Origin of the sequence: Limosilactobacillus secundus (assembly GCF_020784695.1) — a bacterium.
Classification (GTDB): Bacteria; Bacillota; Bacilli; order Lactobacillales; family Lactobacillaceae; genus Limosilactobacillus; species Limosilactobacillus reuteri_F.
In genome coordinates this window covers 70,641-96,546 of the sequence record NZ_JAJGUA010000046.1, presented here as the reverse complement: position 1 = coordinate 96,546, position 25,906 = coordinate 70,641, and the positions used below count along the sequence as shown (strand labels likewise).

The window sequence follows — 25,906 nt, the reverse complement described above, 5'->3', positions numbered from 1 at the left end:
TCTTGCAATTTCATTCCATTGCTTATATACTTAATCACGTAAGTAGCTAACCATAGAATTACTATTTGGAGGAATATTCATATGACTGCGAAAAGAAACAGCCATCATAAATCTCGATTACGACAATTATTTGCAACACGTCGACGTCGATGGATTGGCATCGGTGGCCTAATTGTAATTATCATTCTTGTATTGGTTTCAATTCGACATACAAGTGAGGAAAAAGCTTCAGAAAAGAATGAATATAATATTCTACGGGTTACAGCGCAATCTGATTTTAATTTGACAGGAAAGATTGAACCAGTCCAGACGCAAACACTAACCTTGCCATCTGGTACCCTGCAAAATCTTAATGTGAAAAATGGCGATCACGTTGCGCAAGGAGAAGCGCTTTTGACTATGCATAATGATAGTACACAAGATAGTGTTGCTGAACTGCAGGGAGATCTTAGTAAAAGTCAACGAACGATGAATGCCCAACAACAAACGATCAATAATTTACGCCAACAGTTGAACGGGATGGGGCAAGGTGATGAAGGGTACAATGACCTGCGTAATCAGCTTACCGAAGCGCAAAATGCATATGCAGACGCACAAGCAAATGTTGCTGCCACTCAACAACGGCTTAACACCGCTTCAGGCAAGGTTAATCAAACGTTAACAGCACCTTTTGCTGGTTATGTTACGGTTGATCAATCAAAACAAAATGCTCCTGTAATTACTCTTTACTCAGATACGCTTCAATTTGTCGGTCAAGTCTCGGAATATGATTATAGTAAACTTCATCAAAGTGCTGATCTAAAGGTGAAAGCCTTAGCAACGAACCGGACTGCTAATACTCAGGTAAGTTATCTTTCAACAATTCCAACTAAAAATAGTGGAAATAATACCAAATATGAAGTAACTGCTAATGTTAGTGCTAATAAATTTATGGCGGGGCAAACAGCAAAAGCTTCTATTAAACAAGATGGAGTTCAAATTCCCAAATCAGCTGTCCGTCATGGGAAGGTATTTATTGTTGATTCAGACAACCGAGTTCGCGAGACAGATGTTAGTGGCCGGGCAGTCAATAGCTCTTATATTGTAACGGATGGTGTTGATGCTGGTGATCGGATTGTGACTAACCCTAACAGTAAGTTGAAAAATAATGCAAAGGTTGATTAATATGATCAAGCTAAAGAACATTAATAAATATTACCGTCAAGGTAGCCAACGTTTTCATGTTCTCCATGATATTAATGTTGATATTGAGCAAGGTGAATTAGTAGCAATTATCGGTGAATCTGGATCAGGAAAATCAACTTTGATTAATATTGTGGGCTTTCTTGATGATGATTTTGAGGGAACATACTTCTACCAAAATCATCCAATCCATGATTATTCACGAAAACAATTTTCAAATTTACGAAATCAAAATGTCGGTTTCGTTTTTCAAAATTTCAAACTGCTACGTGGATCAACCGTTGCAGATAATGTTGGATTACCCTTGCTATATGCAGGAAAACGACGCCGTGAAATTGGCGAACGTGTTTCTGAAGTCTTAGAGCAAGTTGGTTTAGCTGGATATGAAAATCAGTTCTCTAAAAATATGTCTGGTGGACAACAACAAAGAGTCTCTATTGCCCGGGCAATATCAACGAATCCGAAATTTTTAATTGCTGACGAACCAACGGGAGCGCTCGATACGGAAACAAGCCAAGAAATTATGAATCTTTTTAAGCGATTGAATCATGAAGAGGGAACAACGATTATTATGGTTACTCATGATCCTCATGTTGCTGAACAATGTGACCGGGTAATTAAAATTATTGATGGTCGAATTGTGAGTGACAGTAAAGGCGGTGAATATCATGCAGACAATTGAGTTGATAAAATCAGCTATCCAGTCATTAAAAGCGAATAAAAAGCGGAGTTTCTTAACCATTATTGGAATTATGATTGGTATTGCCGCAGTCATTGCTATCCTTGGAATTGGGGACGGGATTACGAAAACGATGTATGATAAGTTCGGTAATAATGCTAAGCAAGGCCAGCAAACGACCGAAATCGTCTATAATCCTGATAATGTTAATTCGACGGTTAATGGATTCACGCAGGAACAAGTTGCTGATATTAATACTCAATTCGGTGGTGAAATTAAAAAGGCTGAGATTGAGCAGGAATCAGATAATCTTTCAACACATGCAGATATTGGTGATGCGACTAAATCAGCGACACTAAGCTTATTAAAGAAACCAACCCATACGGTAAAACTTATTGCAGGCCACAACTTTAGTAAACGAACTTTTGAATTAGGGGAAGCTAATGTCCTAATGAGTGAAAAAGTAGCTAAACGGCAATATGGTTCAGCACAAAATGCGCTTGGCACAACTGTAACAATTAATAATGTCACCTATAAAGTTACGGGAGTATATAAGACACAGGCACAATTCACTGATGACGGAAACCAAAACTCATACGGCGTTGATTTATTATTACCGAAAAAAGTTTACTATCAAGGAGATAGTGCTAAAGAAGGAAATACGCTTAAATTAACCTTTAGCCAAGGTGTAAATGCCAGTGCGATTTCCCGCAGAGTCGCAAAATACTTAAAAAATAATAGTTCAGCAGCGACTCAAGGAACCTATGAATATTTAGACATGGAAAAAGCCCTTAAACAATTCTCTTCTCAAATGAGTATTATTACTACTTTCATTAGCTTTATTGCGGCGATTTCGCTTTTCATTGCTGGAATTGGGGTAATGAACATGATGTATATTTCAGTTTCTGAGCGGACACAAGAAATCGGAATTCGCTTAGCTGTGGGGGCCACACCCTTTAACATCATGATGCAATTTTTAGTGGAAGCAGTAATTCTTACCATGACGGGCGGATTATTAGGCTTTTTAGGTGGTGCAGGATTGGCGCACTTACTAGCACCGCTTTTATCAAGTGCGATTGGTGGCGATGGTATTCATATTCACGCTCATATTTCGCTTAATGCTTTCTTGTTGGCATTTGGAACATCGGCAGCTGTTGGTTTGATTTTCGGAATCTTACCGGCACGCCAAGCAGCTAATAAGAATTTGATTGATATATTGAGATAAGGAACTGTGACATAAGTTAAGTTACTTTCATAAAAAGCAAATACGCAGTACAACAATGGCCTCTAACATCCGGCAAAACCGAACGTTAGAGGCCTATTGTTGCTTGCGGGGGCTCCCAGAGGCTAGCTTCGCGTCGAAAAACGAAGTCACAAGTGACTTCTGTCTCGCTCCCTTGAAATTACTTTTTAAGCGATTGTGCAGTTTGGTTAATTAGACTTTGTTGTGCTTCAGTTGTATAGAATTCATTAATTAACGCGCTAATGTCATAAGTAGTCTTTGTCATTGATTGATCATTGTTATTCGGAGCCCAAACGGTAACGTTTTTCTTACCTTGGTTTACACGGAAAAGAATAGTACTATCAGGCGTGCCATCTCCAAGAATAAAGCGTGAGTGATTCTTATTCATGGTTAGTTGTAAGCCCTGATCATTAAGATGGTCAGCCCCAAAAGTCTTAGCATAAACTAAAGCTGCAACTTTATAGTAAGACAGTGTTTGCTTACCTTGAGATGAAGGAACAGTAATATTCTTACTTGCTTTCTTAGCAACTCGTTTAGTTTCTGCCGGTGTTTGTTTAGGGCTTGTTATTGCCGAGTTATTGGCTGAACTAGTTTGAGTAGTTTGCTTATTTGTTGTGGCATTAGAATTAGTGGTGCTTGAGCTTGTTTGACTAGCAGAATCCTTTGAACTTGACGCATGTGAAGAAGTGGTAGTTTGGCTACTATTTTGACTATCAGGATTAAATCCTAAGGAACTAAGGCTAATAGTTGAAGTAGTATATTTTTGCTGGGCAACTGGTGTACCAGGTTTGGATGCTAACTGCCATACAGTCATTGTTTTCCCATCACTATTAATCTTGTAGTACATGGTGCTTTCGGCTGTTCCTTGACCAATGCCGTAGCGACCATTACTATCCTTAAATATGCTAATATGAGAATTTTGAAAAGCATTACCGGAATAGTATTTGTTGTAAGCTTGCATTCCTAAATCATCAATAACCTGTTGATCTTGGAGTAATGCTTGTCGACTGGTTGGCTTTTGTGTAGTTGATGAACTTGAAGCCGTAGTTGACGAATTACTGCTCTGTGTTGGCGTTGATGATGGATTATTTTTAATTGCTGAAATGGCATTATTAATCGTTGCTTTTTGCGAAGATGTTTGGTTTTCGGATTTTTGTAAGCTGGCAATTGAGACGGTCTTCTTAGTATAGCCTTGCTTGTAAGTAGGTGTATTTGGATCACTCTTTAACTGCCAAATCGTTACAGTTCCATTATTATTAATTTTGAAGAAGGCAGTACTATCAGCTGTTCCTTGACCAATCCCATAACGGCCATTGCTATCTTTGAATACGCTAATGCTATGAGCATCGTTAACGTAATCTTGACCATAAGCATTTGAATAAACGAGTGAACCAACTTCATTAACATCATTAGTATTATTATTACTGCGTTGAGCTGCGTTGGCGTTACTTTCGGCGATTGATAATCCAGCAATAACCGCTAATGCAGTACTAAATAGGCTAACTTTTTTCATATTAACCCCTCCCAATTTTTAATCGCCATCATTATACGCCCTTTTTGGTTGATGAAAACGCTTCTTTACCATTTCTTTACCTTTTAGTGAAAATCGCTCAAACAGATAACGAATTCTGCAAAAAACACTACGAATTCTGCAAAATGTAAAAAATATCAAATTATCGAGTATAATAAAAAGATAAATTAAAGTGAAATATTAGGAGATAGGAAAAGATGAGTAAAAATAGGGGTAAATTAACGGTTATTTCATTGCTAGTTGTAATTATTGTGGTATGTGGAGGATACATGTTACTACACCCATCTTCATCAAAGAAAGTTGCTAGTGAAAAGGCTACTAAGACAGAGACAATTACAAGTAGTTCATCTAAAAAACATAAAGCAGCCAAAGAAGATAGTTCAGATAAAGTTAAAGATGATGATCCTGATGATTCGTCTTCAGTAGCTGATACTAATGATAGCGAGGTAACTTCTGCATCTGCCGCAGTAAGCAGTGGTAATCAAACAGCCCAACCTGCACAAAGTCAAAATACAACCCAAGCAACGGCGGTAAGTAATTCTGGCCAAACTGCTAGTCCTAAAGCTACTACGAATAATTACAAGGGAAATCGCAGTGTCGCCAACACAAACAACCGGCGGACAGTAAGCCGAAAGACAACCCAAGCTGCATCAACTCAACAACCTGTAACAGTGGAAGATGGGATGAACTTTAGCTACCGGGCTGCGCAAAAAGCGGGCGTGATTGATAATAATACATCTGTTGAAGAGTTTTACAAAAATGCCAAGGAAGGTAATGGTTCTGTAACCTACAAGGGTCAAACTGTTTACTATAAAGCAAATGGTAATGGTCAATATCAAGTTACAACCGCTAAATAGTTTGGTTATTAAAAAGTGTCCGGTATTTTTGCCAGACGCTTTTTTAGTAAAATACTATGAAAAATGTAAAATATACTAATTGTTTACGCTTTAGTATATAATGAATGAGCGTAATGAATATGTTTACAAAATGATCATTAAGTATAGAAATTATACTTAACTATTTGGATGTTATTGGAGTACTTTTATGCAAAAACTATCTATTAAACAACTAATAATAATCACATTGTGCTTATTAGTGCTGGTGGTTGGCTGCATGACTATTCACCAGCGTCGTCATTTTAATAAGAACGTTAAGATTGATAATGTGTCGGTTGGTGGATTGACTGCTAAGCAAGCATTAAAGAAGTTACAAGATAATCCACAATCGCCAAAAATTTATGTTAACAATGAGTTAGTATTTACGGATAAGCAATCAGTAGCAAAGTTTAGTAGTGCTGACGAACAAAAAATTGAAAATGCATTACATAGTCAGTATACTTTCTTCCCATCATCTAAGGCAAAGAACATTGCGATTAAGCCTCAAAATGTTAATCAAGATGAAGTATCAAAGATTGATCAAGCAGTCAGTCAAAAGGTAACAGAATTAAATAATGGTCGAAAAGCTCCTGTTGATGCTTACGCTGTATACGAAAATGGCCGAGTACAAGTAAAACCAGCAGTTGGTGGGACTCAATATAGTTTGGATGGTTTGCATAATAAGCTTGAAAAAGAAGTTGCTGGTGGAACAGTTCGTCTGAAGCCAAAATATACGGCTCCGCTTTCTGCAAATAGTAAAACTGTTCAGAATGAAAAAGCAAAGCTCGAAGAATTATCAAAACGAACTGTAACATACCAAGTACAAAACAAAAAGTATCAGTTAAATTGTGGTGAGATTATTACCAGAGCAACATATCAAAATGGAAAATATCACTTTGACACTGGAGCAGCTAATTCAAAGATTGATGAAATTAATAATACCCAAGCAACCCTTGGCAAATCATTTGAATTCAAAACACATGATGGATCAGTGATCAAAACAACGGCTGCTGGCTCGTATGGTTGGAAGATCAGTAAAAAACAAGCTGGAAAGACTCTTACGAATGCATTGGTTGCAAATAAGCAAACAGTAAACGCCAAAAATGATATTTATGGTAAGGGTTATAATCAACAAGGAACTGGGTATAATACTACAAGCAACAATGGTATAGGGGACACTTACGCCGAAGTTTCACTAGCCGACCAACATGCGTGGTTCTATAAGAATGGTAAATGTGTTCTTAGCACTGACATTGTTAGTGGGACCAATAACAAAGATAATGAGACGCCAAAAGGCGTCTGGTATATCATGTACCAGCAAACACCGTCTGTTCTTCGGGGCCTTAATGATGATGGTTCGAAATACGCTAGCAAAGTTCAATATTGGTCACCATTTACTGATAGTGGATGTGGATTTCATGATGCAAGTTGGCGTCACGATTGGTCAAAACAGGCTTATCTTGCTAAAGGCGGTGGATCGCACGGTTGTATTAACATGCATCCAGACGTAGCTGGTCAAGCTTTTAGTGACTTACATAAAAATGAGCCTGTGGTTATCTACTAAAGGAGGAGATGTTGTGCGCCCGAGTGCTGAACGCGCAATTATGATTGCAATAGCTTGCTTTGTTTTAACGATTATTATTTCTTTTGCATTATCAGAGGGATGGATAAAGTAGGAGTTAGTTATATGGTGGATTTGGATTTAGAAACGAAGAAAAATTTGGTAATCATTAACCTTTTTTATATCGGATTGATTGCCTTGTATTGTATTTTGCATGCAGGGCCACTGAATTTTTTAGTGTTTTTGGGAATGTTAGTGATTGCAAATGTAGCAGAGATTCTTATTGGATAGAGGAGGGACAGGCAATATGGTGCGTAGTAAGTATAAAATACTGTCAAAAACTTTTTTAGTAAAAATTTATGGTGGACGTAGCCATAGATTTAATAGAGATTGGAGATATCTTTTCCCCTATTGGAATAAAAGATGATCAAATTAACTATATTTCAAGCTTTTATCAATAGTTTTTCTAACATCTTTGAAATAATAATTATTTATCGTTTAATGATAAGTAGTCCAGTTGGAAAATCTATATTACATGATATATTATGGAGTTTAATTATAATTAGTATTCCATTAATAACAATTGGATCTATTAACTTAGTATTTTTGGTAATTTACTTATTTTTATTCGATCAAATAAGATCAAATAAAAATAAGGTTATGGATAGTATTCTAGCAATGTTTACGGCAGTTATAATGTCATCATTGTTTGATCTAGTTGATCACTATACTCATACTTTGCTTTTGCAAAAAAAATCAGACTTATCATTATGGGGATGGTTAATTCCCCTTAATGACTTTTTGACGACCCTTCTAATCGGAATCCTTGTTGTAAAAATAATTCGTCCTCGTATTAGTTGGTTAATGACTAGTCTTTCAAGGCCAACTTGGTTATGGAGGATAACAGCAATATTATTTATGTTATATATCTGGTTGACGGCAATTATGGAAAAAAATGGAATTGCTAATAGATACGCTTCTATGTTACTAATAGTATATTTCATCATTATTATTGTGAGTGCGATTGGCTTTATTGACTTTATGCGTACAAGCAAGCGAGCTCAGCAGCAACAACAAATCATTGATAAATACCAAGCACAGATTACCAATGCCAATCAGATGAACCAACAATACAATGAAATTCGACGGGAACGACATGATCTACGAAATATGCTCCTCAGTATTCAAGGTTATATTCGTGACCATAAGGATAAAGAAGCCGAAAAGTTGCTGTCAACATTTTTGCAAAACGATACAACCGAAAAGCACTATGATGAAGTCGACTTGGCCTTAGATAAAATCAAAATCTCTGGCTTACATAATCTTATTAAGGAAAAGGCTTATAAAATAGTAGAAAAAGGTATTCCATTTTCGTTTGAAGTTAATGCTGAGATCGACAAGTTACCAGGTTCCGAAATAAAAACTGCTAGAATCATCGGAATTTTAATGGATAATGCAATTGAAGCAACCTTTAAGCAAACTAAACCTTATATTCAGTTTGCATTGCTTAAGCACAGCCCAAAAGTTTATGAATTGGTAATTGCTAATTCAATTGAGCAAAAACTTAATATTAATACTGCACTAAAATTTGAACATTCGACTAAAGAAGGGCATCAAGGAATTGGCCTTTCAAATGTGACACAGTTGGTAGAAAATGATGACCATTATTCTTTTTCAGCGGAAGTTAAAGATAAGGTAGTTATGATGACTTGTTTTATTCAGAGAAAGTGAGAATAAAATGTTAAAAGTAATTATTTTGGAAAATGATGATTATCAAGCTGATTATACTGAGCGCCTAGTTTCTCAGCGAAAATTGATTAATGCTACTCCAAATAGTTATGACATCGAATTATATTTGCGGACAAATGATCCGCAAAAAGTGATTGATAGTATCAAAGATGAGGCTTATTTAGCGATTTTAGATATTGAACTAGATAATCAACTTAGTGGGATTGATGTTGCGGAGCAGATCCGCAAAAAAGCTGAATTTGCCGAAATTATCTTTGTAACTGCTTATCAAGAATATTTACCTTATACTGTTTCGCGCCGAATTGAGCCATTTGATTATATATCAAAGGGTAAGCAGATTGAGTCAATTGCGGATCGTCTCCGGATTGATATTGATGAAGCATATGCTCGCTATCAGAATTACATGAATAGTAATCAAAAACATCAAGAAAAGTTTACTTATGAACCGACTCATGGAGTAAAAAGGCAAGTTGATTTTGAAAATCTCTATTATATTGAATCAGTAAAAAACACAAATCGACGGTTACGGATTGTGGGAAAAGATATTCGGATTGAATATCGTGGCGAGTTAGGTCAAATTAATAACAAGCATTTATTGAAAGTGAATCAAAGTACGCTGATTAATCCCAAAGCAATCCAAGAATTTAATCGTAAAGAACGTGTGGTTTACTTTGATGAAAATCAGGAAATTAAGATAACTGTTAGTTACCGAAAAATAAAATCATTAATCAATTTTCTTGAAAAGGAAAATCACTAACTATTTTATTTTCAAAGAAACTGTGACAAAAAGCTGTCGTGGTTTCTTTTTTTGTCAAACAATTTTAGTAAACGTTTTCAAGAATTTTACTACGAATTCTGCAGAAAGGCTTACGAATTTTGCAAAATGACACAGAGAAAATTTTTACTTATATACTAAGGGTGGGATCAAGGTAAAGTATTATGCATTGGAACATAATGTTAAAATCCTAACTTTATCGTATCAGGAGGTAATTAAAATGACTTATCGTAAATTAAACTTCGATGAATTAAGCAAGGTTTCTGGTGGATGGAGTCTCTCTTCACAGGTTAATGAACTAGTTAAAGATGTTGTTAATTCCTTGAACAAATGGGCTCAATCTTGCTACGCAGGCTATAAAGATAGTCCATTTCACTAATAAGAGGAGAAGATGGTAAAAGTGAGAATTAATAAACAATTTTACAAAGATTTTAATTTTTATTTTTACATGTTATTTATTGTTCTTTGGATTAAACCGTTAATAGATGCAGAAAATGGTTATGAACTTACTTACTGCTTAGTTTTCTTAGTTGGAGCAATAATTGCTACTTTATTAACCATATTTAAAAATAAATAGTATCTTATGAGAATATAAAGCCCAGAATAATTATTAATTTTGGACTTTATTTCTTTGTCTAATTAGAAAGCGAGGTGAATGAAAATCAATTATCCTCATTATGTAGCTCAAGTTGATGAGGCAGATTGCGGAGTCGCCGCTTTAGCAATGATTTTGCACAATTTTGGGTCTGTTTATCCAATCGCAAAATTACGTGACTTAGCACGGACAACTAAGCAAGGAACTACCGCCTTAGGACTTGTAAAAGCAGCAAAACATCTTGGATTAGACGTTACCCCCATTCAAGCAGATATATCATTGTTTAATGATCCTGAAATTACTTACCCGTTAATCGCACATGTGATTAAGGATGATTTACTTCATTACTGTGTCGTTTTTAAGGCTGACCAAGATTACATCTATGTAGCTGATCCAGATCCTGCTACGAAAGTACAAAAAATGACTCGGGATGAGTTTGGTCGTTTATGGTCAGGTGTAAGTTTACTTTTTTCGCCTGCTAAGGGGTATACACCGCAAAAAGAACCTTTAGCTGGGTTAATGACGATGTTTCGACAATTAACTAATTATAAAAAAGATATATCAGGAATTATCATTGCGGCATTATTAATTACCCTCATCAGCATCGTTGGATCATACTATCTCCAATTAATTATTGATCGTTTTATTCCCTCGAAAAATATTGATGGCTTAGCGATCCTTGCTGGTAGTTTATTGGTAGTCTATGTGTTCAACTCTCTTTTTAACTATTTACGAGATGTTCTCTTGACTAGGTTGGATCAAAAACTAACATCACAAATAAGTCTTAGATATATTCACCATGTTTATCGTTTACCGATGAGATTTTTCTCTACAAGAAAAACGGGGGAAATTACTTCACGGTTCAATGACATTAATAAGATTATTGATGCCTTATCAAGCACTATTATTTCAATGTTCTTAGACGTTGGCGTGATGGTGATTATAGGAATTGTTCTTTCTTTGTACGATCGGTCATTATTTTTAACTACAATTAGTACCATTCCGATTTATGTCATTATCATTTATGCCTTTAATAAGCGCTTTGCTAAACTGGATCAAGAACAAATGGAGAGTAACGCTCAATTAAGTTCAGCAATTATTGAGGATTTAAAAGGCGTAGAGACGTTGAAAGTGCTGCAACTTGAAAATATCCGTTATAAAAATGTTGAAAAACAATTTGCGGATTTCTTACGAAAGAATCTAACATATGTTAAAACTAAATCTTTTCAGGATGCAATTAAAATGTGGATTCAATACGGCTTAGTAACAATCATTCTTTTTCAAGGAGCAGTTTTAGTAATTCAGGGTCGCTTAAGTATCGGGACATTGATGGCCTTTAATGCGTTATTAGCCTTTTTTATCAGTCCATTACAAAATATTATTAATCTTCAACCTAAACTCCAAGAAGCTAAAGTGGCGAATAATCGATTAAATGAAGTGCTGCAAGTTGACACCGAAAAGGCAGATACGAATTCTCAGGATCAAGTAGATTTGGTAGGTCCGATAAACATTCACCATGTTGACTATTCATATGAATATAGTCGTCCAATTTTACAGGATATCAATCTTCAAATTGGTTGTAATGATAAATTGACAATTGTAGGATTGAGCGGTTCTGGTAAATCGACCTTGGCAAAGTTATTAGTTGGCTTTTATTTACCTACTCAAGGACAGATAGAATTTAATCAGCATAAAACAACTGAGATTAATCTTTGCGATATTAGACAATATGTACATTACTTACCCCAATTGCCACAATTATTTTCGGGAACAATCAAAGATAACTTGCTAATGGGATTAGACCGGGAAGTATCAGCTGAAGAAATCGATAATGCATGTAAATTGGCATTAATCTATAATGATATTCAAGAAATGCCCCTAAAATATGAAACAAAACTAGATGAAGAAGCAACTGCATTATCTGGTGGTCAAAAACAACGCTTGACGATTGCACGGGCACTCCTAACTTCTGCGCGTGTTTTAATTTTTGATGAATCAACAAGTAGTTTGGATCCAATTACTGAAAAAAGAATCGTTGAGAATTTGCTTGAGATTGAAGACCGCACAATGATTTTTATTGCCCACCGTCTTTCAATTGCTAAAAAGGTCAACAAAGTAGTAGTAATGCGCGACGGAAAAATCATTGAACAGGGTACTCACCAAGAACTTTTGAATTATCATCAAGAATACTATAATTTGTGGAATGCATAAGGGAGCGAGACAGAAGTCACTTGTGACTTCGTTTTTCGACGCGAAGCTAGCCTCTGGGAGCCCCCGCAAGCAACAATAGGCCTCTAACGTTCGGTTTTGCCGGATGTTAGAGGCCATTGTTGTACTGCGTATTTGCTTTTTATGAAAGTAACTTAACTTATGTCACAGTCCTTTCTCAGTCTTTATTAAACATAATTGCGAGCATGGAACCGATAGTAAAAATTATAAAGAAGATACATAGTAGCGACTCATCTAATGGAAGCGAACCATCTGAAAATGGAGCAATCCAGAGAAACAAAAGTAATAAGTACACATAAAAGAAACCATCCCGCCAAAAGTCCTTATTGAAGTGAATTTTCATTAGTTCTCCCCCTAAGACAGTATGTGTACCTTAATTATAAGGAAAGATCTAATTTAAAGGACACTTTGCAAAATTCGTTAAGTTTCTTGCAGAATTCGTATAGGTTGACTATTTAGAAAAACGCCCTGGAAAATTCCAAGGCGTTTTTTCAACTAATCAACTTTTACAAATCCATCTTGAACAAATTTCGTTCCGTAGGTCAGAGTGTTTTCCACGGGACACTTTGCGGCAACGTCAGCGAGGAACTTCTTGATGTCTTCATCAGACTCGCTGCTGCGAAGGTGTGGTTGGTAACGGATCTCAGTAAATTTACGAACATTCTTACCATCAGCAACATCTTCACGACCAAGATCACCCTCGATTGTTACCCAAAAAGCTCGTAGGTCAAAGTTGCGTTTTTTAGCTAATGCTTGGGCAGTGATTGCCTGGCAGGCACCAAATGATGCGAGGAGAATTTCTACTGGGTTCATCCCCGTATTTGTACTTTCAGGTTCATCAAAGGTGATTTCAAAACCGCGGGTACCTGCTGAAACCTGCATTCCCGTTGTTGTCTTAGTCGCTGTTACTTTATATTTACTCATACCCGTTCCCTCCTTTAATACCCATAGTGTAATCGAGACGATACTTTTGGTCAATGAGGGTGCTCAATTATAAGGTGATTTCATGTGGTGATTTTCCTTCATTAAGGATTGTCATTACATCATTAAGAGAAATATCTACCATGTTTTTGACAGCTAAATTAGTAAAGAAAGCGATATGAGGAGTAAGAATAACATTATCCATTTCGTGAAGTTCTTTAACAAGTGGCTGGTCATCAAGCCCTTTTTCTCGACGATCTGTAGCTGCCACCGTTTCTTCACCCTCAAAAGTATCAAGGGCAGCCGCTGCAATTGTTCCTTTTTTAAGGGCCGCAACTAAATCAGCTGTATTAACGACTGGACCACGGCTAGCATTAACCAAACCGGCAGTTGGTTTCATCATTGCAAAGTCGTTAGCAGTCAGTAACCCTTTGGAAGTCGGATTTAAATCGACATGGAGGCTGACAACATCGGCTTGTTTTAGTAGCTCTTCTTTAGAAACAAACTGGACAATGCCATCGAGGTCAGTGCGCGGATTCGTATCATATCCTAAAACGGTAGCACCTAATGCATGAAGGAGTTTTGCTAGAGTTCCGCCAATGCGTCCAACACCAATAATCCCAACGGTAGCAGTATGAATTTCCGTTGATTGTTCATCGCTAAACCAGCGGAAGTCATTTTCGGCGACTTGATGGTCAAAGCGGTAAGTTTTCCGAAGTAACCGGAATATCTGCATTAATGCAAACTCAGCGACACTTCGCGGTGAATATGCTGGGACATTGGTCACGACTAGACCATTTTCATTAGCCTTTTTGACGTCGACCATGTCAAAACCAGCTGTCCGGGTCGCAATCTGTTTGAGACCATTAGCATGTAGTTTTTCATAAATAGTAGCCGGAACTTTACTACGTTGCTGAATCACGAGTCCATCAACACCGGCAGTTAATTCAACAGCATCGTCAATCAATTTCGGCGTTGTGATGATTTCGATATTATGTTCTTTTGCGTATTCGTTAATGGCGGTTTGTTCATCGTCCCGCACACTTGTCATTAAGATTTTTGTCATGTTAATCCTCCTTATTAATGAAGGCCGCAATGTTATCAAGAGCTCCGGTTAGATTTTCCATACTGGTTGCGTAACTAATTCGAACATATCCTTGGCCACCAGCTCCAAAGAAAGAACCAGGAATCACAGCAACTTTTCCTTCATTGGCAAGATTTGTCGCAAATTTAAGGTCATCATTACCATATTGTTCAGGAATCTTGGCAAAAACGTAGAAGGCTCCTTGAGGATTAATCAGCTCGAACCCTAATTTTTGGAGGCTATTAACAACGAAATCTCGTCGTTGCTTATAGGCTTCTTTCATTTCTTGAGTAGCTGTTTTTCCTTCGTCAGTACCAAATGCGGCTCCTGCAGCGGCCATTGCTGGATTAGAAGCAGCCGTTACTAACATCGCGTGAATGGCACTGACTGATTTCATCAATTCTTGTGGCCCAGCGATAAAACCAATCCGGTAACCAGTCATTGCATGTGACTTTGAGGCACCATTTAAAATTAGCGTTTGTTCGGGGATGTAATTAGCGATTGAAGTATGAGTAGCTCCGTAAACAAGTTCAGAGTAAATTTCATCTGCAATTACAATCAAGCTAGTTGATTTAACCGTATCGGCGAGTGCTTTAATTTGATCTTGGGTATAAGTAACACCAGTTGGGTTAGAAGGGTAGTTAAGAATTAGTCCCTTTGCGTTAGGATGTTCTTCTAGTATGCTTTGGAGTCTTGCGGGTGTGAGAACAAAATCATCGCTGCTTGTATCAACTTCAATTGGGATCCCACCAAGAATCTTTGTGACAGCTATATAGAAGGGGAAAGTTGGGGTTGGAATGATAATTTCGTCGCCAGGATTAATAGTAGTAGAAAGAGAAGCGAAAATCCCTTCTGTTGCGCCAACTGTAACCGCAATTTCATTTTCCGGATCGTAGTCCAGCTGGTAACGATCTTGCATGAAGTGGGCGATTGCTTGGCGTAGTGCTAAGGTTCCATTTCCCGGAGCATAGTGTGAATCATTGGCATTGATACTATCGATTGCGGCCTGCTTCATTGTGTTTGGCACATTAAAGTCTGGTTCACCTAATGTTAGCTTAATGATGCCAGGGATTGTACTGACTTGGTAGTCAAATTCGCGGATCCCGCCAGGAGTGAGTTTAGCGAAATTATTGTTAAGACGACTAAGAATTTCTTTTTTAGTAGCTGGCATGATAATTTCCTCCTATATAATATGTAAATTTAGAAAAAGAAGCCCTAAATGCTATCGGAATAACATCCAGGGCTTCTTGATCAGATTGGAATGAGTATAAAAGAGGCTCTCGGATGTTTGGGGGTCATCCGAGAACGCCACAATGACAAAATCACTGCTGGTTAGCGGACGGTAATCGCGCTAAACCAGAAGACATACGCTTGATTCAAGTGAATTGTCGCAGTGATCATCATTGTGTCCTCCTTTTGATTAACTGATTATTAATAATTCTAATTGTTTTTTAATTTTTGTCAAGCGGTGTTTGAAAAAAACTATTAATTACAAAATTATTTATTGGTTACAAATGTAAATATAACAAAGAGCGAAAATGTTTGTGATTATTAGTTCGCCTTTAATTTAATATTAAATTTATATCCTACAATTTTTTTAATTTTTTTGTGTCTTTTTTGTTGTCTTACTACACAAATGTGATATAATATTAATCGTAAAGGAAGTGGGTAGCAATGCGGATCGACATCAAACATTATTTGGAAGTTAACCACTTGACCATTTATCAAGTTTCCAAGCGTTCCGGTTACGGCTACACGACTTTACACAAATCGTTTAACAAACCACAGTCTAGTTCGACGTCGCTTAACCTGCGTGATCTTGACGCCTTGGCTCGCGCTCAGGACAAGAGCATGTGGGAGGTCCTTAAAGAACTAGAAGAGCATTACCTCGAATGAGATTGTGGTTTTGCTGTAGCCACAGGAAGTCAAGTGTGTTAACTTTTGGCTTTCAGAATACTTAGACTACGAAACTTAGAAAATAAAATATTATATTTAATTGAGGAGGGATTGCATATGGCTCAAAACCCAATGAATCCATTTGACAACGACATGAATGACATCTTTAATCAATTAATGGGTGGCATGAATGGTTTCAATTCTGATAATCGGCGTTACCTAATCAATGGTCGTGAAGTAACACCAGAAGAATTTGCTGAATATCGTAGAACTGGTCAATTGCCAGGCGGTGCAAATCCTCAACAAGGTGGTCAACCTGGCCCTCAACCTAACGCAGGTAAGGACAGTATCTTACACAAGTTAGGTCGGAATTTAACTCAAGAAGCTCGTGAACATGAACTTGACCCTGTTATTGGTCGTAACAAGGAAATCCAAGAAACAGCTGAAATTTTAAGCCGGCGGACAAAGAACAACCCTGTATTAGTTGGGGACGCTGGTGTTGGTAAGACTGCTGTTGTTGAAGGATTAGCACAAGCAATTGTTTCCGGCGATGTGCCAGCTGCTATCAAGGACAAGGAAATTATCAGTATTGATATTTCTGGTCTTGAAGCAGGTACCCAATACCGTGGTAGCTTTGAAGAAAACATGCAAAAGTTGGTTGATGAAGTCAAGAAGGCTGGAAACATTATTCTCTTCTTCGATGAAATTCACCAAATTATCGGTGCCGGTTCAACTGGTGATTCTAGTGGTTCTAAAGGTATGTCTGACATTATTAAGCCAGCATTATCCCGTGGTGAACTAACAGTTATCGGTGCAACTACTCAAGATGAATACCGAAACACTATTATGAAGGATGCTGCATTAGCACGGCGGTTCAATTCTGTTACTGTTAATGCTCCAAGTAAGGCTGATACAGTGGCCATCCTTAAAGGTATTCGTGACTTGTACGAACGTCACCACAATGTAAAGTTACCAGATGACGTTCTCCAAGCTGCTGTTGATTACTCTGTTCAATACATGCCACAACGCGCATTACCTGACAAGGCTATCGACTTAATCGATATGACCGCTGCTCACTTAGCAGCAAAGCACCCAGCACGTGATGCTAAGGCAATTGAAAAAGATATCGAAGCAGAAGAAAAGAAGCAAAAAGCGGCTGCTAAGAAAGAAGATTACAAGGCTGCCCAAGATGCTAAGGAAAAGATTGCTGACTTGAAGAAGCAATTGAGTGAAAACTCTGAATCTGAAAAGGTTACTGCTACTCCAGAAGACGTTGCTAAGGCTGTAGAACAAATGACTGGTATTCCAGTTTCTAAGATTGGTGCTAGTGACGTTGAACGTTTAAAGGACATGGACAAGCGGCTTGAAGGCAAGGTTATTGGCCAAGATAAAGCTGTTGAAGCAGTTGCTCGTGCTATTCGTCGTAACCGTGCTGGATTTGACGAAGGCGATTCACCAATTGGTAGTTTCCTCTTCGTTGGACCTACTGGTGTTGGTAAGACTGAACTTGCTAAGCAACTAGCCCTTGATATGTTTGGTAGCAAGGATGACATTATTCGGTTAGATATGTCTGAATACTCTGACCGGACAGCCGTATCTAAGATGATCGGTGCTACTGCTGGTTATGTTGGTTACGAAGACAACGGTAATACCTTGACTGAAAAGGTTCGTCGTCACCCTTATTCAATTATTCTTCTTGATGAAATTGAAAAGGCTAACCCACAAGTTATCACCCTCTTGCTTCAAGTGCTTGATGATGGTCGGTTAACTGATGGACAAGGTAACACTATTGACTTTAAGAATACTGTTATCATCGCTACATCAAACGCCGGCTATTCCAACGATGCTCCAGTCAAGATGGGTCGGAACGAAGATGAAGAAGACTTGATTAAGAAGTTGACTACTTACTTCCGTCCTGAATTCTTAAACCGGTTTAACGCTATTGTTGAATTCCACAGCTTGACTAAGGAAGATTTGAAGCAAATCGTTGACTTAATGCTCGCTGAAGTTAACCGGACATTGGCTAAGAAGGGCATGCATGTTAAGGTTACGGATACTGCAAAGCAATACCTTATTGATGAAGGTTACGATGAAGCCATGGGCGCTCGTCCTCTTCGTCGGGTTATCGAACGTGAAATCCGTGATAAGGTAACTGATTACTACCTTGACCACCTCGATGCAAAGGACCTTGTTGCCGAAATGAAGGATGGCCAACTCGTAATTGTTGATGCTAAGGATGCTTCAAAGGACGATAGCAAAGAATATACTTCACCATCTGAAAAGAAGGATGAAGAAAAAGATGATAAGAAGGAAGAAGACAAGAAGTCTGACGAAGATAAGAAAGACGAAAAGTAATTTTCCTTCATTACATTAATAAAACGCATGAATTATCTCTCAAGGGGATAATTTATGCGTTTTTTGTCTTTAAAAAATTGTTTCTTCAATAGAATAACGGTGAATAATGTTCCAAGCTAATCCATAGCCGATTCCTGAACTAGTTGGAACATTGATCTTGCCATTGTCTAACTTAATCTCAGGTTTAATAATGTCGTGAGCAAAGTAGCGTTGCGAAGCGGAGATATCATTCGGAAAGACGTAACCAGGAAGCGTAGCGGCAGCGATGTCAGCAGCCCTTGCAACGCCTGATCCTAACATTCCGCCACACCAGCAACCAATTTGATGAGCTTCTGCAAACGCTTGGATCATTTTTGCTGCGGTGAGGCCACCTACCTTGCTGATTTTAATATTAATTATTCGCCCACTTCCTAATTGCTCCATCGCCTGTGCATCTGCCAGGCTATTGATACTCTCATCGAGACAAAGCGGTGTGGTTAATTGTTGTTGAAGTTGGGCATGGTGAAGAAGGTCATCTGCTTCGAGAGGTTGTTCAATCATTAAGAGGTTAAGTTCATCGAGACGTTTTAAGCAGTCAATATCTTTTAATCGATAAGCTGAATTAGCATCAGCCATTAACATTAGATGAGGAAACTCATTACGAACTGCTTTAAGATATTGGTAATCGGCACCAGGCTTAATTTTGATTTTTACACGCTGGTAGCCAGCTTTTACCGCCTGACGTACTTTAGTAACTAAAAGCTCGGGAGAAGGTTGAATTCCAATACTAATGCCAGCTAGCACCTCTGTTTTATGACCACCAATTGCTCTTGCTAGAGATTGATGGTTTCTTTTTGCATATAAGTCCCACAAAGCGGTATCAACTGCAGCTTTTGCCATATTATTTCTCTTAATAGTCGTAAAATAGCAACTTAACTGGGTGGGTGATGAGAGCTCTTGATTAAGAATCATTGGAATAAGAGTATTTTTGAGAAGGAGATAAGCACTATCCCTGAATTCTTCCGTATAAAATGGCTGGCTGAATGCAGAACACTCCCCATATCCTGAATTACCCTCTTCATCATGTAGTGCTAATAGAGTGAAGTCTTTGGTTGTCATTTGACCGAAGCTTGTTCTAAAAGGTGATTGGAGTGGTAGGTTTATCTTATATAGGTGTGCAGCAGTGATTTTCATTAATACTCAGCTCCTTAATTAACTTATTAAATCCTAGTTTGAGATAAAGAAGGATAATTGTAAATGATATTATGCATAAAGTGCTCGGAAAAATAGCTAGAATATATGGGCTGAAAATAGAAAAAATAGGCAAAAATGGGGTGGAAAATGGGTTAATTAATGAGTTGACTTATCAACTCATTTGTTCGAGTGAAAAATAAAGTGAATTTGGTGGCTTTCTTGTTAAATGTAAGTGGATTAAATGTTGACATAACAACGGTTTAGTGAGTTACCGATTGTTAAATGATAGGCTAAAAAGATGATAAAAGGGATGTAAAATAGTCGTTGCATTCGTTTACAACCGTCTTATTTTGCGACAGATGTGTCGAAGTGTAAGAGGGTTTTAGGGCTATTTTAGTCGTTTTATTTGTCGATTAAATAGTGATTTAATGATCTATAATTATCACGGGAACGGTTTTAAAATTTTTTAAATTTTTTTGAAACTAGTTGTGGTGTTCAAATATATAAAAACAACTCCAATGATATTAGCTGTTGGCTGATTGCTTGATTAGTTTATAATCGTTGATATATAAGGAACTATTCCATACATTGATTTTTGTTCGAGTGATTAATGAACAGTTATTTCGCTGATAAGAAAAGCTATTTAACGGGTGAATAGCTAAAATATGAAAATAACCGTTTGAAAATTTGTGCTACTTGTAATCCCTCAAAACCTTGATATAGTAGGAACTGTTAAGTCATTAAGCAATAAACCTTGCATGAATAATTTATTTTCTTTTGAATATTTTTTCATAAACGGGGGTTTATTAAAATGAGAAATTCGAATACAAATAATTGGCGTTCAACTGCTTTGGTTGCGGGGGCAATCTTGACAGCAGGAGTCGTTACCACCACTTCAACGACAGATGTACACGCTGATAACAGTCAAAATAATGCACAAGTAAGTAATGACCAAGTTACTTACAATCAAGTTAGAGCAACCGCTGATCAGCAACTTGCACAATTGCAATCAGCAAATGATAGTAAAGAAGCTCAACAAGCTACGGCTAACGAGCAATCAAATGCTGCGGATCTTGCACAAACCAACGCACAAATTGATCAATTAAAAGCTAGTCATGCTGCTCTAGAACAAGAACAAGCCGGTGCTATCGCACAAGCACAAGCTTCCACTGCTGCTTCTATTGAGGCACAAACTTCAGCTGCTAATGCTGAATATCAACAACAAATTAACGCACAACAACAAAACGAAGCCATTCAACGTGCAGCAAATGATCAACAGTACGCACAAGCTGTTAGTCAAGCTGCTGAAAATCAACAAGCTGTTGCCGATATCAATGCACAATATCAAAAAGCTTTAAGTGATGCAGCTAATACGCAAACAAGCCAAGCACAGACTGCTGCTAATAATTACGACTCAGCTGTTGCTAAGGAAAATGATGCTTACCAAGGTAAGCTATCTGCTCAACAAGCAACTAATGCAGAGAATATTAAAAATGCTGAAGCATCTCTTGCAACCGCAACCGCTAATGCTAACAAGCCTTATGAAGTTGCAACTACTAATGATGTTGCTGTTACGGGCCGAGTTGCTAAACCACAAACAGATGTTAAAGTTCCTGATTATGTAACAAAATATGGAATTCATCTAGAAGTTCGTGGTTATAATGGTGCTATTCCTGTATCTGATTATACTTATCCTGAATTTGCTAATACTTACTATGGTGAATATCCAGATAGTGCTGTAATCACAAACAAGGCTGCTGAATCCACTCCACATGATATTTCAGAGATGCCATTAGACTTTCAACCAGGTCTATTAAGCTATGACGCTAAAAATGACCATTCAGAAAAAGTTTCTGCTGATGGATTAACGGCTGACCAAGTTCAAGTATTACGGGCATTAGCTCTTTCATGGGAAAATGGGTTCCGTAACAATGTTTTCCAAAATTACCGTGAATTTTACAATGCGGTTAATAAGAATGATGGTTTTGTAAATGTTGCTCCAGTTGATTTAGTAAATACTGATTTTACTGATAACATTGCAAATCAAGTTGTTGCTAACCGGGCAAAATACAATGTTGATAATAATAGCCATACTATTAAAGACAGTGGAATGCCTGCCGAAGCAACTTATACTAGCGTTATTAATGATGCAACCAGGAACTTGAAAAAGAATTTAACAAGTGAATTCAATGGTAAGGCAGTTTACACTGACGTTAACGAAAACTTAACTACTATGCAAGCGGGAATGCCAACCCTTCTTAATTACGCTATTAATCTCTATAACTCAATGCAGGGTATGTACTATGGTGAATTAGTAAATCCAACACACATCGGTGGACATGCAGTTAACCTTCTTCGTGCTGGTGTTCGGACTGTAGGAATTGGTTTCCAAAAGTTAACCGATGAGATGACTGCTAAGAATGGGTCAGGTGTTTCTGATCGCAAGAATCCATCATACGCTGTAACATTTGATCATGTCGGATTTAACATTGATCATGATGCTAACTTAACTAAAGAAGTTCAAAATCGTAATATATGGGGTACTTCAACTGTTGATGCACAATTAAATACTATTAAGACTGCTCAATATCACGTTAATAAAGTATCAGGCACAAAGACAGTTACGCCAACTGCTACTGATGTGCAAAAAGCTACTGCTAGTGAACAACAAAAATTAGCTGATGTTAAGGCACAAGCACAACAATCTCTTGATGCATTAGCTAGTGCCCATCAAGCTAACTTAAATAAGCTTGAACAACAATATAATGATGCGAAGGCTCAGGTAAAGGCTAACTATGATGCTGCAGTAACTAAGGCAGCTGGAGTTCGTGATGCTGCTCTTAAGGCTACTGGGGCTGTTGATCTTCAAGCATACAAGGCTCAATTGGATAATGCCTACCAAAACTTAGTAAAGGCTAACCAAGTAGCCGCTCAAAAACTTACTGCTGATCGTGACGCTAAGATCGCCAACATCAAGAAAGTTGAAAATGCAAAGCTTGATGCTAAGATTAACGAACTTGTTCCAAGCGTTGATCCACAAATCAAGCAATTACAAGATCAACATCAAGCAGTTATTGCTCATGGTGATGCTGTTCTTGCCGAATTAAAGGCTGAAAATAAGGCTGCTTATAACAAACTTGCTGAACAATTCAATGTTCAATTAGCAGCTATTCAACAGCGTGAAGATGCTAAGAGAGCTAATGAAGTTCGTTTAGCAAATAATACTATTGTCCTTCCTTCAGCAGTGAAAGTTGCTAATGATGGTAATGTTGATACTGTTGCCTTTCCAACAGCTTCAAACCGTCTACAAGCTGAAACTACTGGACGTGTTCAAGCTGTTTCAGCACCATCAATTGTAAAGACATCTACACAAACTCCTATTGCGGTTGCACCAGTTGTTACTACAGTAAATCATGCTGCTGAAAATACTGTTAAGAGTAATGAAAGTTCAGCACCAGTTGTAACACAAACAGCTGCAGTTGCTGCTACTACAAATGGTACACAAACACCGGTTGCTTCTACTGCTGATAATAAAGCCACTAAAGCAGACAACAGTGAGAAGTCAGTTGCTAAAGCTGATACTGTTACTAAGAAGCAAACTCCAGCTAAGAAGAGTAAATCATCACAAAAGGTCGATCAATCTTCTATGTCAATTGTTGCTTTAGCTGCCACTGCATTACTTGGTACACTTGGTATCACTTACAGTTCAAAGAAGCGCCACAACTAATCCGAAACGGTTAATAAATATAACAAAGAGGCTGGGAAATACCCCAACCTCTTTGTTGTTTTAAACTGATATTCTCTTTTGCAGCTTATAGCCTATCAATCAATGGTTGCATAAAATTATTATTGATTCGGGTAAGCTTATGGTAGCTTCCTAAGTTTAGTTCATAGGCTAATCGCTCGGGATCATTTTGGTCATTAACTTTAATGATTCCTCGTTTCTTAAAGTTAAAATTTTCGGCAATATGTTGCATCGCTTTATTGCTGCGGTGAGTATCAATCCGAAAGTTCTTAATTCCTTGCATTTGGCCAACCGTTAGCAAGTTAGAAAATAGCAACTTACTAAGTCCTTGTCCCCGATAATTACTGCTGATAGCGACCCGGTGGATGGTAGCATAAGGCTCATTTGGTTGTTGCCACTGCCCCTGTGTAATGTTGTGGTAGGTTGGTTCTGGTGTGAGTTGAAGAGTCGCAGTGGCCACTACTTTATTATCATTAATTAATATCCAGTTTGTTTGCATCGCAATATCTTGAGTAAAGTTTTCCTGATTGGGATAACCGTTTTGCCATTGCGGACTGCCATTTTTCTTTAGAAGCTCTTTTGCATCATCAATTATTTTCATGATCGCCGCTAAATCTTGAGTCTGAGCGCGTCGTAAATATATTTCTGCCATTAGTATCCTCCCTTGATTAATAATATTTCTATTGTACGCCATTTAGTCTTATTCAGCGGAGAAAATAGACGAGATTATATTTCAGAAAGAAGTAGTTTGCGTTAGAATGAAAAGCAATGAAATGAATGGAGGATAAGCGATGGCATTAACATGGACAATTATTTGGTGGTGTTTGCTACTGGTTATTCTCGTCAATGAAATTGCGGCCATTTATACTGTTTTCCGTGAAAAGCGGGATATTGCTGCAACTTGGGCATGGTTATTGGTGTTAACGCTGGTTCCTGGTTTTGGCTTTATTTTATATGCATTCTTTGGGCGAAAATTACCACATAAACAATTAGCCCGAATAAAATCCCAAACGCAACTAAAATTAAAACAAGCACTAGAAAGGCAGAAGCAACAATTCATCAATATGCCGAAGCCTAAAGATCAAACCGTCCAGATTTATCGACGGACCATCATGCTTTTTCAAAGTATTGATGACTCATTTTTAACGCGGCACAATACCGTTAATATTTTTACAAATGGTAATGTGCTTTTTAAGAAAATGTTTGATGATATTGCAGCAGCGAAAAAGAGTATCCATATTGAGTTTTATACAATTTATAATGATCAAATTGGTAATGAATTACGGACGTTGCTTGAACAAAAGGCAACTGAGGGAGTAGAAGTGCGAGTTCTCTACGATTCATGGGGGTCGATGGGAGTCTGGCCAAGTTTCTATGATCATTTACGTGAAGTCGGTGGTTATGCGGCCCCGTTCTTGATGTCGCGAAGTAACTTCTTTGATTTTCGGATAAACTATCGGGATCACCGAAAAATCGTTGTTATTGATGGTGAGCTTGGGTATGTTGGTGGTTTTAATGTTGGGGATCAATACCTAGGGCGCGTTCCTAAATTTGGTCCATGGCGTGATACTCACCTTCGAATTGTCGGTGGTGGTGTTTATGGTCTTCAGCGACGGTTTATCGGCGACTGGAACGCATCAATGAAGAAGGATAAGGATAAGGTTATTCATTACCATCCTTATTTTCAACCCATTAGAGTGCGTGGGAATGTTGCGTTGCAGACTGTTTCTAGTGGTCCTGAAGCGCCATTGGAAAAAATTAAAATGGGGTATTTACGTCTAATTAATGCAGCGCAGGACCATATTTGGATTCAAACTCCCTATCTAATTCCTGACGATAGTATATTGGATGCGTTGAAAGTAGCGGCTCATTCAGGAATCGATGTACGAATAATGATTCCTTCAATGCCGGATCATGCTTTTGTATATCGGGCAACGCAGTATTACGCTCGTGAGCTCGCTAATCATGGTGTAACAATTTATTACTATCAAAAAGGTTTCCTTCATGCCAAAACAATGATGATTGATGGTCGGATGGCTTCTGTTGGATCTGCTAACCTTGACTTTCGGAGTTTTAAATTAAACTTCGAAATTAATGCCTTTATTTATAATCAAAATACGGTAGACGATCTTGAGCGAATTTTTATTAACGATATTCGTGACTGTCGGGTAATTACACCGACAATGTTTGCTGAGCAACCGCGCTGGTTAAAGTTGAAGCAAACGGTATCGCGTCTGCTGTCCCCAATTTTATAATGATAGAACGAGTAGGAATGAAATACATGCCTACTCGTTTTTAGCTAAAGAATATATG

The 25,906-nt window shown here is 37.7% G+C and carries 22 protein-coding genes; 15 read left to right on the top strand and 7 right to left on the bottom strand.

All coding sequences use genetic code 11. The features are described 5' to 3' along the window. Positions 1-81: 81 nt before the first annotated feature. From LMB57_RS09630 to LMB57_RS09620, 3 genes are read left to right on the top strand one after another with little or no spacing between them, the layout of a single operon-like run. The gene (locus LMB57_RS09630) at positions 82-1,164 is read left to right on the top strand and encodes an efflux RND transporter periplasmic adaptor subunit (RefSeq protein WP_229272432.1); all 1,083 of its coding nucleotides are present in this window, start codon (positions 82-84) and stop codon (positions 1,162-1,164) included. A 1-nt stretch (position 1,165) separates the two neighbouring features. After that, positions 1,166-1,864, top strand: coding sequence for an ABC transporter ATP-binding protein (locus LMB57_RS09625; protein WP_229278216.1), 699 nt, complete (start codon positions 1,166-1,168; stop codon positions 1,862-1,864). Continuing rightward, positions 1,851-3,086: an ABC transporter permease gene (locus LMB57_RS09620; protein ID WP_229272433.1), complete on the top strand. Its 1,236-nt coding sequence runs from the start codon at positions 1,851-1,853 to the stop codon at positions 3,084-3,086. Before LMB57_RS09625 ends, LMB57_RS09620 begins: the two co-directional genes overlap by 14 nt. Positions 3,087-3,264: 178 nt before the next feature. On the opposite strand, the gene LMB57_RS09615 is transcribed toward LMB57_RS09620, so the two are convergent. Beyond that, on the bottom strand, positions 3,265-4,617 hold the full coding sequence (locus LMB57_RS09615; RefSeq protein ID WP_229272434.1) for an Lreu_0056 family protein: 1,353 nt from the start codon (positions 4,615-4,617) through the stop codon (positions 3,265-3,267). Between the two features lie 215 nt (positions 4,618-4,832). Between LMB57_RS09615 and LMB57_RS09610 the strand changes: the two genes are divergently transcribed. The 8 genes from LMB57_RS09610 to LMB57_RS09575 all read left to right on the top strand — a co-directional run bounded on the left by LMB57_RS09610 (position 4,833) and on the right by LMB57_RS09575 (position 12,401). Next, a complete protein-coding gene (locus tag LMB57_RS09610; RefSeq protein WP_229272435.1) occupies positions 4,833-5,492 on the top strand; it encodes a hypothetical protein in 660 nt (219 codons plus the stop codon). Between the two features lie 187 nt (positions 5,493-5,679). Then, the gene (locus LMB57_RS09605; protein WP_229272436.1) at positions 5,680-7,074 is read left to right on the top strand and encodes a L,D-transpeptidase family protein; all 1,395 of its coding nucleotides are present in this window, start codon (positions 5,680-5,682) and stop codon (positions 7,072-7,074) included. Positions 7,075-7,197: 123 nt separating this feature from the next. After that, positions 7,198-7,362, top strand: a complete 165-nt coding sequence (locus LMB57_RS09600; protein ID WP_229278215.1) for a hypothetical protein — start codon at positions 7,198-7,200, stop codon at positions 7,360-7,362. 369 nt (positions 7,363-7,731) lie between these two features. Beyond that, entirely contained in the window at positions 7,732-8,802 is a 1,071-nt protein-coding gene (locus tag LMB57_RS09595; RefSeq protein WP_229272438.1) for a GHKL domain-containing protein, read from the top strand. Between the two features lie 7 nt (positions 8,803-8,809). Then, positions 8,810-9,577, top strand: coding sequence for a LytR/AlgR family response regulator transcription factor (locus LMB57_RS09590; protein ID WP_229272439.1), 768 nt, complete (start codon positions 8,810-8,812; stop codon positions 9,575-9,577). A 238-nt stretch (positions 9,578-9,815) separates the two neighbouring features. Further along, positions 9,816-9,974, top strand: coding sequence for a hypothetical protein (locus tag LMB57_RS09585; RefSeq protein WP_003665305.1), 159 nt, complete (start codon positions 9,816-9,818; stop codon positions 9,972-9,974). Positions 9,975-9,995: 21 nt separating this feature from the next. Further along, entirely contained in the window at positions 9,996-10,172 is a 177-nt protein-coding gene (locus LMB57_RS09580; RefSeq protein ID WP_229278214.1) for a hypothetical protein, read from the top strand. A gap of 78 nt (positions 10,173-10,250) precedes the next feature. Beyond that, complete coding sequence (locus tag LMB57_RS09575) at positions 10,251-12,401, top strand: peptide cleavage/export ABC transporter (RefSeq protein ID WP_229272440.1); 2,151 nt, start codon at positions 10,251-10,253, stop codon at positions 12,399-12,401. Positions 12,402-12,576: 175 nt separating this feature from the next. Here LMB57_RS09575 and LMB57_RS09570 read toward each other — a convergent pair whose 3' ends face one another. The 4 genes from LMB57_RS09570 to LMB57_RS09555 all read right to left on the bottom strand — a co-directional run bounded on the left by LMB57_RS09570 (position 12,577) and on the right by LMB57_RS09555 (position 15,595). Continuing rightward, positions 12,577-12,762, bottom strand: coding sequence for a hypothetical protein (locus LMB57_RS09570; protein ID WP_182586128.1), 186 nt, complete (start codon positions 12,760-12,762; stop codon positions 12,577-12,579). A 152-nt stretch (positions 12,763-12,914) separates the two neighbouring features. Continuing rightward, entirely contained in the window at positions 12,915-13,343 is a 429-nt protein-coding gene (locus tag LMB57_RS09565; protein ID WP_003669548.1) for an OsmC family protein, read from the bottom strand. 67 nt (positions 13,344-13,410) lie between these two features. Further along, the gene (locus LMB57_RS09560) at positions 13,411-14,406 is read right to left on the bottom strand and encodes a D-2-hydroxyacid dehydrogenase (protein WP_229272441.1); all 996 of its coding nucleotides are present in this window, start codon (positions 14,404-14,406) and stop codon (positions 13,411-13,413) included. Between the two features lies 1 nt (position 14,407). Next, positions 14,408-15,595: an aminotransferase class I/II-fold pyridoxal phosphate-dependent enzyme gene (locus tag LMB57_RS09555; protein WP_229272442.1), complete on the bottom strand. Its 1,188-nt coding sequence runs from the start codon at positions 15,593-15,595 to the stop codon at positions 14,408-14,410. A gap of 503 nt (positions 15,596-16,098) precedes the next feature. On the opposite strand from LMB57_RS09555, the gene LMB57_RS09550 reads away from it, so the two are divergent. Then, a complete protein-coding gene (locus tag LMB57_RS09550; protein ID WP_003669553.1) occupies positions 16,099-16,320 on the top strand; it encodes a hypothetical protein in 222 nt (73 codons plus the stop codon). A 117-nt stretch (positions 16,321-16,437) separates the two neighbouring features. Continuing rightward, the gene (locus LMB57_RS09545; RefSeq protein ID WP_324255241.1) at positions 16,438-18,675 is read left to right on the top strand and encodes an ATP-dependent Clp protease ATP-binding subunit; all 2,238 of its coding nucleotides are present in this window, start codon (positions 16,438-16,440) and stop codon (positions 18,673-18,675) included. 69 nt (positions 18,676-18,744) lie between these two features. On the opposite strand, the gene menC is transcribed toward LMB57_RS09545, so the two are convergent. Further along, the gene (menC, locus tag LMB57_RS09540; RefSeq protein ID WP_229272443.1) at positions 18,745-19,848 is read right to left on the bottom strand and encodes an o-succinylbenzoate synthase; all 1,104 of its coding nucleotides are present in this window, start codon (positions 19,846-19,848) and stop codon (positions 18,745-18,747) included. 811 nt (positions 19,849-20,659) lie between these two features. On the opposite strand from menC, the gene LMB57_RS09535 reads away from it, so the two are divergent. Beyond that, on the top strand, positions 20,660-23,575 hold the full coding sequence (locus LMB57_RS09535) for a hypothetical protein (RefSeq protein ID WP_229272444.1): 2,916 nt from the start codon (positions 20,660-20,662) through the stop codon (positions 23,573-23,575). An 85-nt stretch (positions 23,576-23,660) separates the two neighbouring features. On the opposite strand, the gene LMB57_RS09530 is transcribed toward LMB57_RS09535, so the two are convergent. Continuing rightward, positions 23,661-24,245, bottom strand: a complete 585-nt coding sequence (locus tag LMB57_RS09530; protein WP_229272445.1) for a GNAT family N-acetyltransferase — start codon at positions 24,243-24,245, stop codon at positions 23,661-23,663. Positions 24,246-24,384: 139 nt separating this feature from the next. Between LMB57_RS09530 and cls the strand changes: the two genes are divergently transcribed. Continuing rightward, positions 24,385-25,848, top strand: coding sequence for a cardiolipin synthase (gene cls / locus LMB57_RS09525; protein ID WP_229272446.1), 1,464 nt, complete (start codon positions 24,385-24,387; stop codon positions 25,846-25,848). The last annotated feature ends 58 nt before the right edge of the window (positions 25,849-25,906 follow it).